General features: G+C 69.3%; 12 protein-coding genes. 2 read left to right on the top strand and 10 right to left on the bottom strand.

The window, feature by feature from the left end; translation table 11 throughout:
- Positions 1-30: 30 nt before the first annotated feature.
- The 8 genes from AMS67_RS09520 to AMS67_RS09555 all read right to left on the bottom strand — a co-directional run bounded on the left by AMS67_RS09520 (position 31) and on the right by AMS67_RS09555 (position 8,650).
- Positions 31-1,149 carry a magnesium and cobalt transport protein CorA gene (locus tag AMS67_RS09520; RefSeq protein ID WP_082305473.1) on the bottom strand — a complete coding sequence of 373 codons (1,119 nt, stop codon included), beginning with the start codon at positions 1,147-1,149 and terminating at the stop codon, positions 31-33.
- An 83-nt stretch (positions 1,150-1,232) separates the two neighbouring features.
- Positions 1,233-2,006 carry a dienelactone hydrolase family protein gene (locus AMS67_RS09525; RefSeq protein ID WP_053387438.1) on the bottom strand — a complete coding sequence of 258 codons (774 nt, stop codon included), beginning with the start codon at positions 2,004-2,006 and terminating at the stop codon, positions 1,233-1,235.
- A 125-nt stretch (positions 2,007-2,131) separates the two neighbouring features.
- Positions 2,132-3,601 (bottom strand): ATP-binding cassette domain-containing protein, encoded by a 1,470-nt coding sequence (locus AMS67_RS09530; protein WP_156316605.1) that lies wholly within the window; start codon positions 3,599-3,601, stop codon positions 2,132-2,134.
- Between the two features lie 46 nt (positions 3,602-3,647).
- Entirely contained in the window at positions 3,648-4,598 is a 951-nt protein-coding gene (locus tag AMS67_RS09535) for an energy-coupling factor transporter transmembrane component T family protein (RefSeq protein WP_241488039.1), read from the bottom strand.
- 8 nt (positions 4,599-4,606) lie between these two features.
- The gene (locus tag AMS67_RS09540; RefSeq protein ID WP_053387173.1) at positions 4,607-5,485 is read right to left on the bottom strand and encodes a hypothetical protein; all 879 of its coding nucleotides are present in this window, start codon (positions 5,483-5,485) and stop codon (positions 4,607-4,609) included.
- On the bottom strand, positions 5,469-6,632 hold the full coding sequence (locus AMS67_RS09545; protein ID WP_053387174.1) for a nucleoside hydrolase: 1,164 nt from the start codon (positions 6,630-6,632) through the stop codon (positions 5,469-5,471). Before AMS67_RS09545 ends, AMS67_RS09540 begins: the two co-directional genes overlap by 17 nt.
- Before the next feature lie 170 nt (positions 6,633-6,802).
- Positions 6,803-8,155, bottom strand: a complete 1,353-nt coding sequence (locus AMS67_RS09550; RefSeq protein ID WP_082305424.1) for an MFS transporter — start codon at positions 8,153-8,155, stop codon at positions 6,803-6,805.
- A 33-nt stretch (positions 8,156-8,188) separates the two neighbouring features.
- On the bottom strand, positions 8,189-8,650 hold the full coding sequence (locus AMS67_RS09555) for a MarR family winged helix-turn-helix transcriptional regulator (RefSeq protein ID WP_053387175.1): 462 nt from the start codon (positions 8,648-8,650) through the stop codon (positions 8,189-8,191).
- Positions 8,651-8,811: 161 nt separating this feature from the next.
- On the opposite strand from AMS67_RS09555, the gene AMS67_RS09560 reads away from it, so the two are divergent.
- A complete protein-coding gene (locus AMS67_RS09560; protein ID WP_053387176.1) occupies positions 8,812-9,480 on the top strand; it encodes a dihydrofolate reductase family protein in 669 nt (222 codons plus the stop codon).
- Between the two features lie 80 nt (positions 9,481-9,560).
- Here the strand turns inward: AMS67_RS09560 and AMS67_RS09565 are convergent, their stop codons facing one another.
- Both AMS67_RS09565 and AMS67_RS09570 read right to left on the bottom strand, forming a co-directional pair.
- Positions 9,561-10,949, bottom strand: a complete 1,389-nt coding sequence (locus AMS67_RS09565) for an aspartate aminotransferase family protein (protein WP_053352686.1) — start codon at positions 10,947-10,949, stop codon at positions 9,561-9,563.
- A gap of 12 nt (positions 10,950-10,961) precedes the next feature.
- The gene (locus AMS67_RS09570) at positions 10,962-12,446 is read right to left on the bottom strand and encodes a CoA-acylating methylmalonate-semialdehyde dehydrogenase (RefSeq protein ID WP_053387177.1); all 1,485 of its coding nucleotides are present in this window, start codon (positions 12,444-12,446) and stop codon (positions 10,962-10,964) included.
- Between the two features lie 160 nt (positions 12,447-12,606).
- Here AMS67_RS09570 and AMS67_RS09575 point away from each other — a divergent pair, with 160 nt between their 5' ends.
- On the top strand, positions 12,607-14,295 hold the full coding sequence (locus tag AMS67_RS09575) for a PucR family transcriptional regulator (RefSeq protein WP_053387441.1): 1,689 nt from the start codon (positions 12,607-12,609) through the stop codon (positions 14,293-14,295).
- The last annotated feature ends 15 nt before the right edge of the window (positions 14,296-14,310 follow it).

Here is a 14,310-nt window from a genome sequence, read left to right on the forward strand (position 1 = left end):
TCCGCGCCCGGTGCCGCCACAGCGGCAGCTCTACATCCACTTCTTCCAGCGGAACACCCCGTAGAGCAGCGCCGCGAACCCCACCATGCCGCCGACGGCGAGCGGGTATCCGAATGCCCAGTGCAGTTCGGGCATCTGATCGAAGTTCATGCCGTAGACCGCGGCGATGAGGGTCGGGGCGAACAGGATCGCCGCCCACCCCGAGATCTTCTTCATGTCGTCGTTCTGCCGTTGGGCGACCAGGGTCGAGTTGACGGTGAGGATCTGTGAGAGTGCGTCTCGCAGCTCAGTGGCCTCGGAGCTGACGCGCGTGAGGTGATCCGACACGTCTTGCAGATACGACTGGAGCTCTTCAGGAATCGCGTACTGGTCGGCGCCGCGACGCAGACGCTGGGTGAGGCGCGTGAGCGCTGCGGAGGCGTGCAGCACGTCGATCACTTCTTGGCTCAGGTGGTAGATGCGCTCGGCCGCGGCGGCGTCCCCGCTGAACACCTGGCGTTCGATTTGCTCCTGGTCGATCTGCAATCCGTCGAGCACCGGGAAGTACTGGTCGACGACCTCGTCGAGCAGCCGATATGCCATGGCTTCGGCTCCGAGTCGCAGCAGTTGGCGATCCGCATCGAGGTACTCGCGGGTGATAAGGGGAGATCCTGCGGAGATGTCGAGGGGATTCGGGATCGGCGAGCCGTCAATCGATCGCCCGTCTTGGCAGATGATCACGAGGGCATCGTGGCGCACCAGCAGGTGGAATTCAGAGAATTCGACGTCCTCCCGCTCGTCGATGTAGTGCGCTGCTTTCAGCACGATGAACAGCACGTCGCCGTAGCGCTCGACCTTGGGGCGCTGGCCGGCGTGCAGCAGGTCTTCGACGAGCACCGGGTGCAGCTGCCAGAGCGACGCGATCTCGGCGATCGCGTCAGCGTCGGGGTGGGTGAGGATCGCCCGAGCGATCGACCCGCTCGGTGCCTGCTGCAGCGCGTGTGCAAACGTCTCGCTGACCGTGACTGGGCCCACGTCTCCGTCGGCGACCGAGTGCACGAGAATCTGGGGCGCGCCGGCCTCGGGTTCGGACGGTCGCCCCGATGCGATGCGTGCCCGCGTCGCGGCGTGCGCGCCCTTCGCGAGACGTGACGCTCCGCGCTCCTGCATCGACATGGGCGACCTCCGATCGCGCACGCACGTGCGCACCGCACCACCCTAGCTGCAGGTCGCCAGCCTCCGGTGCGTCGCGCTCACTCGCGCAACCGTGACTCGTGCGACTCAGCGCTCACGTGCCGCACGAAGAATCGCATCGCATCGTCGCCCGCATGCGCCGGCACCCCCGTGTGCCCGCCCATGTTGGCAGCGAGCGTTTTCTCCGTCGATCCGAACGCGTCGAAGAGTTCGAGTGCCATGCCGCGATCGTTGCCCGCGTCGTCCCACTGCAGCAGCACGTGGAGCGGGATCGTCACCCCGCGCGCCTCTTCCATCGTGTGCCGGGGCACGTAGCTGCCGGCAAACAGGCCCGCAGCGGTGATGCGCGGGTCGATGGCAGCGAGTCGCACCCCGACCGCGATGACGCCACCCGAAAAGCCCACACGATCGCCGATCTCCGGCAGCTCAAGCACCGTGTCGAGCGTGCGCTGCCACTCGGGAACTGCCTGATCGACGAGCGGCAGAATCAGCCGGTCGATCACGTCGGCGCTCGGCGCACTCCCCGCAGCGAGTACTGCGCGCAGGTCGTTGCGCGCCTGGTCAGCATCGGGGAGAGGCGTGCGTTCTCCGGCACCCGGCAGTTCGATCGCCGCCGAAGCGAAGCCGTGCTCGGCGGCCGCTCGCGCACGAGCCGCGAGGCGCGGGTACATGCGGCGAATGCCGAGTCCGCCCGGCTGCCCCATGAGAATGAGCGGTGCTGGAGCAGCAGGCGTCGCGGTCGTCGGTGTCCAGAGCAGTCCGGAGAACTCGCCGAGCGTGAACGCGCGCTCGGTAACGCTCGCGTCGATGGTGTGCGTGGCAGTGAAGTGCATGATCCCGCCTTTCGGGAGGGCCATCGTATCAGCGGGGCGGCCGGGGCGGGGTGGTGCGGCCTAGGTCGGAGATTCGGCTTCGGTGAGTGACTTTCGGCCCAGCACTCTGACCGAAGCCGAATCTCTCACCGAATCGGCAACTGCTGAACCCTGGTCGCCACTTGCGTCGCCCACCGCAGGTCGTGCGTCGTCAGTACGACCGCACCGCCTGCTGCGGTGACGTCGGTGATGATGCGTTCGAGTCGGCGCATCCCTGCGAGGTCGCGCCCGAGCGTCGGCTCATCGAGCAGCAGCACACCCGGTTCGAGCAGCAGCGCGGAGGCGATGACGAGGTCTTTGCGCTGATCGGGCGTGAGATCGTACGGGTGTTCTGCCGCCTGTGACGCAAGACCCACACGTTCAAGCAGCGCGGCGGATCGTTCGGCACGCTCAGCACGCAGACCGGCGCGATCACGTCGGCGGTGTCGCGGCAACGGCGCCGCGCGCTCGAGTTCCGCACTCACCGTCGCCGCTGAGAGCTGCGCCCCCGGATCCTGCCCCACCCAACCCACGAATCCAGCGCGCTGTGATGCAGGCGCATCCCCGAGTTCGTGCACCGTGCCGGCGACCGACGTACCGTCGACCGAAGTGCCGATACCGCCAGCGACGGCACACTCCACGCTCAGCAGCCCGGTCACGCGCGCGAATCGCTCCAGCAGCCCGGCAACCGCACGCAGCAGCGTCGATTTGCCCGCGCCGTTCGCCCCGACGACCGCCAGCACGTGACCGGCAGCGACGTCGAGGTCGACCCCGTCGAGCACCTGGGTCCCGTCGCGCTCGACCGTGAGATCGTGCACCCGCAGCGCGGTGCGCACCGAGGCGGGTTCCGAGACGATTACCTCGGCAGGTTTCGACATGCGTTCCGGTGCAGGATCATCCGCCCCCAGCGCGTTCCACACCCCGTGCGAGGTCAACATCGCACTGTCGACCTCAGCGGGCGCGGCGCCGCTCACGAGACGCCCCGCGCGCAGAAAGTCGACGCGATCCGCCGCCGCTGCGAGCTCGTCGTATTGGTGCCCCGCGAGCAGCACGGCGCCGCCGCGCGCGCAGAAGCGGGCGAGCGCCTGCCGCAACAGCAGCCGCGCGCTCGGGTCGAGCGACAGTGCGGGCTGGTCGAGTACGAGCACCGCGGGGTCGAGTGTCATCAAACTCGCGAGCGCGACGAGCTGGCGCTCTCCCCCCGACAGCGCATCGAGGCGGCGGCCGGAAAGCCGCGCCATGCCGAAGGCCTCGAGCGCGGCGCCGACGTCAACCGGGCGCGTGCTGCCTGACAGTCGCACGGGAAGGCGTACCTCGTCGTCGACGAAGCTGGTCATGCCAGTGAGCTGGGCCTCGGGGTCATCGCCCAGCATGGCGGCGGATCCGCTCAGCGCGACGGTGCCGCTCGCCGCACCGCGGTCGGCCAGCAGCCCGGCGGCCAGCCGGGAGAGCGTCGACGTACCGGCGCCCTGCGGGCCGAGCACGGCGAGCATCTCGCCGGGGTGCAGCACCAGGTCGATGTCGCTGAGAGCGGGTGCGGGCTCGTCGGTGTAGTGGAACCCTGCGTGACCGAGCACGAGCGCAGGCTCACCCGCACGCGCGGAAAGGCGGGGCGCAGTCGGGTCACCCACGGAGCACCCCCAGGAGTTCGGATGCGGCCGGGAGGTGCACGACGCCGGTCACCGAGAGCACGACGAGCACGACGCTCATCGCGGGCGCGATCCACCGAATCGCGCGCTGCGTCTTCCCGTCCGAGTGATCTTGCAGCGCGGCGGGCCGCTGCACACGGCCGAATCCGCGTTGCTCGAGCGTGTCGTGGCGCTGGTCGAGCTGCACGAGCGCCGCGGTGACGAGGCCGGCGAGGATTCCGGGGAGCAGGCGCAGGCGGGTGCGCAGGCGAGTCGTGTTCCACCCGCGGGCGGCGCGGGCTTCGAGCGCGTGCGACACCTGTGCGCGGAGCAGCGGGACGAGGCTGAGGGCCGTGGCGCATACGTAGGCGATACCGAGCGGTGCGCGCAGCGCGATCATGCCGTCGAAGGTGCGCGCCGAATCGGAGCCGAACGCGAAGAGTGCGCAGACGGCGATCATGGCGGCGACGCGCAGCCACAGCTGCAGCGCGACCGAGAGCCCCTCGACGGTGAGTGCAGCGGCACCCCACCGCCACAGCACCTCGAGGTCGTCGCCGGGGTAGAACAGCCCTTGAATCACCCCGACCATGATGAGCATCGGTACCGCGAGCGCGGCGAAGGTGAGGAGCCAACGCACGAAACGGATGCGCGGGGATACCGCCGCGGTCGCGATCGACCCGAGGAGCACCGCCGCCGGAACGAGCGGTGACGGAACGCCCATGATGATGAGCAGGGCGCTGGCGAGCAGCACCAGTTCGGTCGCGGGGTGGAGGAGCGAGGCGCGGCGCGGGGGCACTGGGTGCTGAGCACCGGGGTGCGGGATCACCGAGCGCGTCGATTCCGCGCCGCCGGGGTGGGGGGTCGCCCGGTACCCCGCACCTGCGTCAGCCTCCGCCGTTGCGGGCGTTGACGCGGGTGCGGGGTGCGAAGCCGGGCGACCGTGCACGCGAGTACTCAGACTGTGGCGGGCGATTCAGCCGCTGCCGGTGCGGGCGATACGGCCGCGGGGCGCCGCGTCAGCGAGCGCATCGCGAGCGGGTATCGACGCACGATGCGCTTCGGCAGCGTGCGCAGCACCAGGAAGGCGAGCAGGAAGATGATCGCCTTGTCGACGGTGTCAGAGGTGAGGCTCTGCACGGTGGTGGCATTGAGCATCTCGAGACCCGCGGCCTGGAGTGTCGCAACGATGCTGCCGGTGCCGACGCCGAGCCCGCCTCCGAAGAGGAACGCGGCGACCGGCGCACCGAGTGCACCGCTGGGCACACCGACGATCGCGCCCGCGATGACGGCCGACCAGATCGCTCGGAACGCGCCGAGGCGTGCGGCCCAGCCGGCGGCTGCCCCGACGAAGGCGGCCCCCGCGGTGAAAGCGATGACGGTGGGGTTGATGGCGACGCCCCAGATCACGTTGCTGAGCACCCCGGTGAGCGCACCGGCCGCGGGGCCGGCGAGCACGCCGACCAGCACGGAGCCGAAGGAGTCGAGGTAGAGCGGAATGGGCGTCAGCGTGCCGACGATCTGCCCGATCGTGATGTTCAGGGCGATGGCGATCGGCATGAGCGCGAAGATGCTGCGCGGAATGAGCGGCAGCGTACCGGCAGCGATGAGCACTGCGCCGGCGAGGTATCCGAGCATCACCCAGAGAGTGGTGTTGCCCAGATCTTGCCCGAGTGTGGGCGGTTGGGTGAAGAGCACCGTGAGGTAGGTCGCGATGATGACGAGCGACCCCGCTGCGGTGAGCAGGTACGCCCACTTCGGGGCGTGATGGCGAGCTTCTCCGGGACTCGTCGTGCTGACGAGCCCCTGCCCAGACACGCTATCGCGTGCGTTCATGATGTGGTCCTTTCATCAGGGTTTCCGTGAGGTGGTCGAGAAAGCGTGCGGCGTCGACGCGACGGATGATCTCGGCGTTCGCCGGTCGGTTCCATCGGCCCAGCCAGTCGGCGACGGTTTCGCCGCGCGTAAGTGTGCCCGTGAGTTCGACGTCGACGGGCGCGAACGCGCTCTCGGCCCAGGGAAGTCTGCCAGGCTCGGCCGTTTCGCGCGACTCTGGCGGCGCGGCGCGCTGCTCTCGCGCCCAGGTGACGGCAACGGCGACGACGAACGGATCGTGAATGTGCGCGAGGTAGCCGTGCCCATCGGCCTCGTGGAACTCGAAGTAGAAGCGCAGCGCTTCGCCGAGCTGGTGCAGGGTCGCGTGCCATTCGAGGCCGGCCCCGGCATCTGCGCCTTCCAATATTCGCTGCAGTCGGTCGGGGGTCATTTCGACCATCTCGGTCGCCTCGATCGGCCCGATCACGGGCGCGAATGGAGCCTCACCGACGACGTGGGCATCGCCGAACGCCCGGAACACGCGCGCGGCGGCCTCGGGGTCGAAAGTCACGTTCCACTCGGTGGTGGGCCGGGTGTTGCCCCGATAGTTGAAGGCGCCGCCCATCACGAAGAGTCGCTTGAGCAGGCGGGGCAGATCAGGCTCGATCTCGAGCGCCAACGCCAGGTTGGTGCTCGGGCCGATCACCACACCGACGAGCTCACCCGGGTGCGCACGCGCGGCGGCAACCCAAGCCTCAGCCGCGGACGATTCGCGCACGCCGGCGCGCGGCTCCGGCAGCTCCGCGTACCCGGCACCCGTATCGCCGTGAGTGACTTCGGCATACTCGGGATCCACCGACGATGCCGCTCCGGTCGCGCCATCTGTCGGAGCTCCACCGCCCGTGCCGGCTTCGGCGGCCAGGGCGTCGAGCACGTGCACCCCACCGAGCGGCAGCTCGACACCGCGATGCACCGGCAGATCACTGCGGCCTGCGAGTTCGAGCCAGCCCAGGGTGTTCTCGACGACCTGCGCGGTGGACACGTTGCCGCCACTCGCCGCAAGCCCGATCAGCTCGACATCGGGCTGGCAGAGCAGGTACGCGATCGCGATCGCATCGTCGATGCCGGGGTCGCAGTCGAGGAAGAGCGGGATGGAGTTCTTGGCCATGCCTCTATTGTGACGGACGCCACCGACACTGGCGCGGCCCGGCAGACGGTGCCAGCCACCCGCTCCCCTACCGGCACCCGGCACTCAGCACCCGATCTGCACTCAGAGGATCGAAAACCCCTGAACGGAGTCTGCTGACTGCAGATCGGGTGCTGAACGCAGACGGCCGCCTACGCGTCGCCGACCGAGATGTCGCCCGCCTCTTCAACGGCGCTCTCGTGCGGCTGACCGATGTGGGCCAGGTGACGCCCGGCGACCGCCAGCACCACCATGGAGACGATGATCGACGCGGCACCGACCCAGTACGGCATGCCTGCGCCGAGCGCCTCCGAGATCGGCCCCGCAACAGCGGGAGCGATCGCGCCGCCCATGAAGCGCACACCCGAGTAGGTAGACGAGGCGACGTTGCGCGGCAGATCCGTCGCCTCCATGACCGCCTCGGTCAGCGCGGTGTTCATGACGCCGAGCAGCAGGCCGCTGATGATCACGACGGTGACAAGCCCGGTGAGCGAGTCGACGAAGAAACCGAGCAGCGCCAGGCAGATGGTGAGCGCGGTGAGCATCGAGAAGAGCACGGGGCGCAGGCCGAGCCGGCGAGTCAGCACCGGGGCGACGAGCACCGAGGTAATGGCGAGCGCGAGCCCCCAACCGAAGAACACGAGGCCGAGTTCGTGCGCACCGAACTCGAGGCCGACAGCCTTCGCAGCGGCTTCCATCGGGTACGGGCTGTAGGCGAGCAGCACGAAGAACCCGAAGTTGTAGAAGAGCGCCACGATCGAGAGGGAGCGGAGGGCCGGGTTGCGGAGGGCGCGGAACCCGGCGAGGATCGACACCTTCTCGACCGCCGGAGCAGCGCCTGCGGCACCGGCATCGCCGACGTCCGTGCGCTTCGGCTGCCGCAGCAGCACCACGATCGCGATGAGCGCGATCGCCATCAGCGCCGCCGTGCCGAAGAACGGCCCGCGCCACGACAGGGTGCCGAGCACGCCACCGACCAGTGGCCCGACGGCGAGCCCGATACCGAGCGCGGCCTCGTACAGCACGATCGCCTGACGCGCGCCGCCCGATGCGGCGCCGACGATGGCGGCGAGGGCGGTCGAGATGAAGAGCGCGTTGCCGAGCCCCCACCCGGCGCGGAACCCGATGATCGCGTCGACAGTGCCCGATGCCCCGGCGAGCGCGGCGAAGACGACGACGAGCACGAGGCCGGCGAGCAGCGTGCGCTTCACGCCGATGCGGCTCGACACCCAACTGGTGAAGAACATTGCGGCGCCGGTGATGAAAAGGTAGCTGGTGAAGAGCAGCATGGTCTGGCTGGGGCTCGCGCCGAGCTCATGACTGATGGCGGGCAGGATCGGGTCGACGAGGCCAATGCCCATGAACGAGACCGCGCACGCGAACGCAATGGCCCAGACGGCGGTCGGTTGGCGCAGAATCGATGGCTTGGCCTGCGCGGGTTCGGTGCGGGGGCGAGTGGTAGTGGACGTGAGAAGCTCCTGAAGTGTGGTGCGCGTGCGGCGCAAATCTCTGGTGTGCGGTGCGGGATCGCGGTGGCGTCACCCGGAGGGGTCGTCGATGCGATCTCCGAGTTGATCCATCAGCTCCGCTGCGCGAGCGAGTGTGGCGCGGTCGAAGTCGGAGAGCGCGTCGAGATGCGGGCGCACGCGGTCGGCGGCTGCGGCGCGGTAGGCGTCGAGCGCGACTCGGCCGGCCGGGGTAATCGACACGAGCGTCGCTCGGCCGTCTGCGGGATCGGGCGCGCGGTCGATCCACCCCTCCCCCTCGAGCCGCTGCACGAGGCCCGTCATCGCGGGCTGGCCCACCCGCTGCTGATGAGCGAGTGCACTGATGCGCAGGCCGCTCGACGATTCGAGCTCGCTGAGCACGCGCCACGCGACGAGCGAGTATCCACCGCCCGCCACGCGACCGGCGATGCGCGCGAAGCGACCGGTAATGCGCGTGAGATCGAGCGCCAGCGCATCGGCATCCGATCGATCTACGTTTTGTTCATTTCTCACAGTGGTTCACCCTACCACCAAATGCATCGCACTGCGAACTATATTGATGTACGCACGCAATACGCCATTGACACCACCCGCCTCGGCGAGGAGGATGCTGCGCAGCGGGCGACCGCCTGCGGGGAACGCGCGGCGGCGCCGCGCACGGCGAAGGAGCCAGCATGCACGCGAACGATCCCTCATCACCCAACACGAGGCCCGCCGGGCGCATCGTCATCGACCTGTTCACCACGCTCGACGGCGTCGCGCAGGCGCCGGGCGGCCCCGATGAAGACCCGAGCGGCGGGTTCCGCTTCGGCGGCTGGCAGGCACCCATCGAAGACGACATGGTCGGCACCGAGGTGCTCGGCTACGTCGACCGCATGGACGCACTGCTGCTCGGCCAACGCACCTACGACATCTTTGCGTCGTACTGGCCGGTGCACGCCGACAACCCTGTCGGGCGCACGTTCAATGCGGTGCCGAAGTACCTGGCCTCGCGCAATCCCGAGGTGTCGGCGCCCTGGAACGAGACCACCCGGGTGGGCGACGATCTCGCCGCCGAACTCGCCGACCTGCGTGCGCGGCACCGCGAGATCCACGTCGTCGGCAGCATCGACTTCGTGCAGGCGCTCATCGCCGAGCGCCTCTTCGACGAGCTGTGCCTGTGGGTCTACCCGATCGTGCTCGGCGAGGGCCGCACGGTCTTTCCGAGCGGCTCGGTGCCCACCAATCTGCACCTCATCGAGCCCCCGAAGAGCGGCAGCGCCGGCGCGGTGCAACTGCGGTACGCGCTGGCGCCGGGGTCGCCGGAGACCGGGGTGATGGAGGATCCTGCCGACCCGGCGTGAGCACCGACGTACCCCACCCAATACACGACAGCGCCCGCCGACCTCGAGGGGCCGACGGGCGCTGAACGTGCACCGCGTGATTACTTGCCGACGTACCCGTCGGCGACGTTGAGCGCCTCGTCGATGATGTCGAGACCCTTCACCAGATCCTCTTCCGAGATGATCAGCGGCGGAGCAACCTGCAGGCGGTTGCCCGCGGCGAACGGCCACAGGCCGGCCTGCTTGCAGGCGGCGACCACGGCGTTGAACGGCGCAGCCGCCTCGCCCGCAGCGTTGAACGGGATCAGGGGTTCGCGGGTGTCGCGATCCTTCACCAGCTCGATCGCCCAGAAGAGACCCGTGCCGCGCACCTCGCCGACCGACGGGTGCTTCTCGGCGATCTCGCGCAGACGCGGGCCGACGACACGCTCGCCCAGATCGCGCACGCGCTCGAGGATGCCCTCTTCTTCGAAGATGTCGAAGGTAGCAACACCGGCGGCGGCACCGAGCGGGTGCCCGCTGTAGGTGAGCCCACCGGGGAACGGCTTCTGATCGAAGGTCTGGTGCACGGCCTCGGAGATCACGACGCCGCCGAGAGGCACGTACCCCGAGTTTACGCCCTTCGCGAAGGTCACGAGGTCGGGCGCGACATCGAACGCCTGGAACGCGAACCAGTGTCCGGTGCGACCGAAGCCGGCCATGACCTCGTCCGCGATCATCAGGATGCCGAACTCGTCGCACAGCGCGCGCACGCCGGCGAGGTAGCCGGGCGTCGGAATCAGGATGCCGTTGGTGCCGGTGACGCTCTCGAGGATGATCGCGGCGATAGTGTTCGGGCCCTCGAGCTCAATGGTCGAACGCAGGTGCGCGAGCGCACGCTCGGTCTCTTGCTCGGGGGTCTCCGAATAGAAGACCGAACGGTAGGGGTACGGGCCGTGGAAGTGCACGACGCCCGCATCGAGCGTGCCATTCGCCCAGCGACGGGGTTCGCCGGTCAGGGTAATCGCCGTCGACGTGGAGCCGTGGTACGAGCGGTACCGGGCGAGCACCTTCTGACGGCCGGTGTGGTGACGCGCCATGCGCACCGCGTACTCGACCGCGTCGGCGCCGCCGTTGGTGAAGAACACCGAGCGTGCGCCCTCAAAGGAGTGCTCGACGATGCGCTTGGCGAGCTCGCCGCGCACGTCGTTCGCCATCGCCGGCTGGATCGTGGCGAGACGCCCGGCCTGATCCTGAATCGCCTTGACGAGACCCGGGTGCTGGTGACCCAGGTTCAGGTTGACGAGCTGCGCCGAGAAGTCGAGGTACTCGGTGCCGTCGTAATCCCAGAAGCGCACACCCTCGCCCTTGGCGATGGGCAGCGGGTTGATGGCCCCCTGCGCCGACCACGAGTGGAAGACGTACTGGCGGTCATTGGCACGTACCTCGCGCTGCGCGTCGGTGTCGCCGAAGCTCTGCTCGGCGCCGTGCAGATCGATGAAGTCTGACATGTGCGTCGCTCCTTAGTGGTTGCTCGGGAAGCCGAGGTCGATCTTCGACTGGTCGGCGTTCGGCCAGCGCGTGGTGACGACCTTCGAGCGGGTGTAGAAGTTGATCGACTCGGGGCCGTAGATGTGCGAGTCGCCGAAGAGCGAATCCTTCCAGCCGCCGAACGAGAATGCGCCCACCGGCACGGGGATCGGCACGTTGATGCCGACCATGCCGGCCTCGACCTCGAACTCGAACTGGCGCGCTGCGCCGCCATCGCGGGTGAAGATCGCGGTGCCGTTGCCGAACTGGTGCGAGTTGATGAGCTCGACGCCCTCTTCGTAGGTGTTGACGCGCACGATCGCGAGCACCGGCCCAAAGATCTCCTCGAGGTAGACCTTGCTGTCGGTCTTGACGTGGTCGATCAGCGAGACGCCCGTGAAGAAGCCGTTGCCCTCGAACTTCGCCTCGCGACCGTCGACGACGACCGTCGCACCCTCGGCCTCGGCGCCGGCGACGTAGCCTTCGACGCGCTCCTTGGCCTCGCGGGTGATGAGCGGGCCCATCTCGGAGGCCGGATCGGTGCCGTCACCGATGGTGAGGCCCGCGATGCGGCTGGTGAGCTCGGGAATCAGGCGATCCGCGACATCGCCCACGGCGACGACGACCGAGACGGCCATGCAGCGCTCGCCGGCCGAGCCGTACGCGGCCGAGATGGCGGCGTCGGCGGTGACGTTGATGTCAGCGTCGGGCAGCACCAGCATGTGGTTCTTCGCGCCACCGAGCGCCTGGACGCGCTTGCCGTTGGCGGCTGCGCGCTGGTAGATCGAGCGGGCGATCGGGGTCGAGCCGACGAACGAGACGGCCTTGACGTCGGGGCTGTCGAGCAGCGTGTCGACGGCGACCTTGTCGCCGTGCACGACGTTGAGCACGCCGTCGGGCAGGCCGGCCTCACGGAAGAGGTCGGCGATGAACACCGATGCGGAGGGGTCGCGCTCAGAGGGCTTCAGCACGACGGTGTTGCCGCAGGCGATCGCGCTCGCGATCATCCACAGCGGCACCATGACCGGGAAGTTGAACGGGGTGATGGCGGCGACGACGCCGACCGGCTGCTTGATCGAGTGCACGTCGACGCCGGTCGAGACCTGCTCGTCGCGCTCACCCTTCAGCAGGTGCAGCAGACCCGACGCGAACTCGACGTTCTCGAGACCGCGAGCGATCTCGCCTGCGGCGTCAGACAGCACCTTGCCGTGCTCGCTCGTGACGATGGCGGCGAGTTCGGGGGTGCGCTGCTTCAGCAGCTGGCGCAGGTTGAAGAACACGTCGGCACGCTTGGTGAGGCTCGTCTTCCGCCACTTCGGCAGCGCCGCCTTCGCCGCGGCGATCGCCTGCTCGACGGTCTCGACCGACGCGATGCTCAGCTCGTGCTGGGCCTCGCCGGTCGCCGGGTTGTACACCGGCTGCGTGCGCTCTGCGGCGTCGATCTTCTCGCCGCCGATGACGTGGGGAATGCGTGCCATCCGTCGTCCTCTTTCCTGTGAATCGGCATATCACCCGTCATTTCGGGCAATATGTTCGGGATCGACCGATCCCGCTGTGTCCCAGTTTTGCAGGGCAGATGCAACCAGGCGACCCCCAAACCATCCACGATTCACTCAACTGCCATACACTGTGTTCGATATGCATGAGACACCCGATTCGCAGCCGGCCGACGCGCCGGCGGTCACCGTCGCCGAAGCCCTCGCGCTCGCCGAAGTTCAGGCGGGCGCACCCGAGCTCGTCGCCGGCGCCGCCGGGCTCGAGCGACCGATTCGCTGGGCTCACGTCGTCGCGGGCGCCGGGGCCTTCGCGCTGCTCGAAGGCGGCGAGCTGCTGCTGTCAACCGGAGCCGGTTGGCCGGCGGATCACCCGGGGCTCGAAGCCCTCGCCGCACAGGTCGTCGCCGCAGACCCCGCCGCCGTCGTGCTCGAATTCGGGGCGCACATCCACGCGGCTCCCGCCGAACTCATCGCGGTGTGCGAGGCGCACGCGATCCCGCTCATCGTGCTGCACCGTGAGGTGCGATTCGTGCAGATCACGCAGCGCGTGCACCAGCGTGTGCTCGCCGCACAGACGGAGGCGCTCGCCGCCCGCGCAGAAGTCCACACCATGCTCACCGAGCTCGGCCTGAACCGCAGCCCCGTCGACTACGTGGTGGAGCGGCTCGCCGAAAGCCTCGACGCCCCCGTCGTGCTCGAAGACTCGGCCGGTCGCGTGGTGGCGTGGGCCGGTGGCGATCTCGTGCCCCAGATCGCGCTCGCACCCTGGGCTGCGGCGAGCGCACCCGTGCAGCTGCCCGCCGACACCGAGTCGGTGTCGGTCGAGGCGCAGGGGAAACGCTGGGGCCGACTGTCGGCGCTCGCCGGCCCCCCGCACCCCGCAGGTCGGCGCACGGTGCTCGAGCTCGGTGCGTTCGCGCTGGCGCTGGGCAAACTCGCCGACCCCGACGGCGAGCAGTGGCTGCAGCTGAGTTCGCGACGCCTGTTCGACGCCCTCCTCACGGGCCGATACCGCAGCGAGGCCGAGCTCGGTACGCAGCTGGCGGCCGCCGGGTTGCCCATTCGCGAGCGGATCACCCTGGGTGCCACGCTGCGCGGCACCGGTGACTTCGGCGGTCACGCCACGCTCGAGCGCGCCCTGCTCGAGACCGCACTCCGTCGCGCGGTCGCGCCCGAGGGCCGGGTGATCCTCGTCCCCGACCCGGCCGAGCAACTCGGCGTCGAAACCGAGCCGGGCCGCACCCCGCTGCTCGCACTCCTGTCGTTCCCGCTCGGCGACGCGCGAGTTACCGAATCCGTCGAGGGCGCGGCAGCCCCACCCCTCGCCGCACGGCTCGCCCGCGAACTCGAGATGCTCGTGCCGACGCCGACCCCCGGCACCTGGCGCGCCCACCTCGGGCTCGGCGCACCGGGGCGCAGCCTCCGATCGCTCATCACCTCGCTCGAACGCGTGCGCGCCTCGGGCCGGTTGGCCCCCACCGCCGCGACCGGGCGGGTCACCGTGCAGCAGGCCGAACGGCAGGCCCTCGCGTATCTCGTGCGCGGGCTCTCGGCCAGCCCGGAAGTGCAGGAATTCGCGAGCGACGCCCTCGGCCCGCTCATCGCCCACGACGCCGCCTCCGGCCCGGGGCACAGCGGCGACCTGCTCGACGTGCTGCGCGCCTACCTCGAGCACCCGACCAACCGCTCGCTCGCCGCGCAGCGCGCGCGACTCTCACGCTCGGTGTTCTACCAGCGCTTGGCACTCATTGAGGAGTTGCTCGGTGTCGACCTCGCAGACGGCACCACCATCGCGACACTCACCGTCGCGCTGCTCGCCCGCTCCGAGTAGCGGTGACGAGCGCGT

Source organism: Leucobacter japonicus (assembly GCF_001273855.1).
Taxonomy (GTDB): domain Bacteria; phylum Actinomycetota; class Actinomycetes; order Actinomycetales; family Microbacteriaceae; genus Leucobacter; species Leucobacter japonicus.

Coding starts and splice junctions, on each gene's coding strand:
- AMS67_RS09575 (WP_053387441.1), top strand. CDS start 12,607: ATGCATGAGACACCCGATTCGCAGCCGGCCGACGCGCCGGCGGTCACC.
- AMS67_RS09545 (WP_053387174.1), bottom strand. CDS start 6,632: ATGGCCAAGAACTCCATCCCGCTCTTCCTCGACTGCGACCCCGGCATC.
- AMS67_RS09570 (WP_053387177.1), bottom strand. CDS start 12,446: ATGGCACGCATTCCCCACGTCATCGGCGGCGAGAAGATCGACGCCGCA.
- AMS67_RS09525 (WP_053387438.1), bottom strand. CDS start 2,006: ATGCACTTCACTGCCACGCACACCATCGACGCGAGCGTTACCGAGCGC.
- AMS67_RS09520 (WP_082305473.1), bottom strand. CDS start 1,149: ATGCAGGAGCGCGGAGCGTCACGTCTCGCGAAGGGCGCGCACGCCGCG.
- AMS67_RS09540 (WP_053387173.1), bottom strand. CDS start 5,485: ATGAACGCACGCGATAGCGTGTCTGGGCAGGGGCTCGTCAGCACGACG.
- AMS67_RS09565 (WP_053352686.1), bottom strand. CDS start 10,949: ATGTCAGACTTCATCGATCTGCACGGCGCCGAGCAGAGCTTCGGCGAC.
- AMS67_RS09560 (WP_053387176.1), top strand. CDS start 8,812: ATGCACGCGAACGATCCCTCATCACCCAACACGAGGCCCGCCGGGCGC.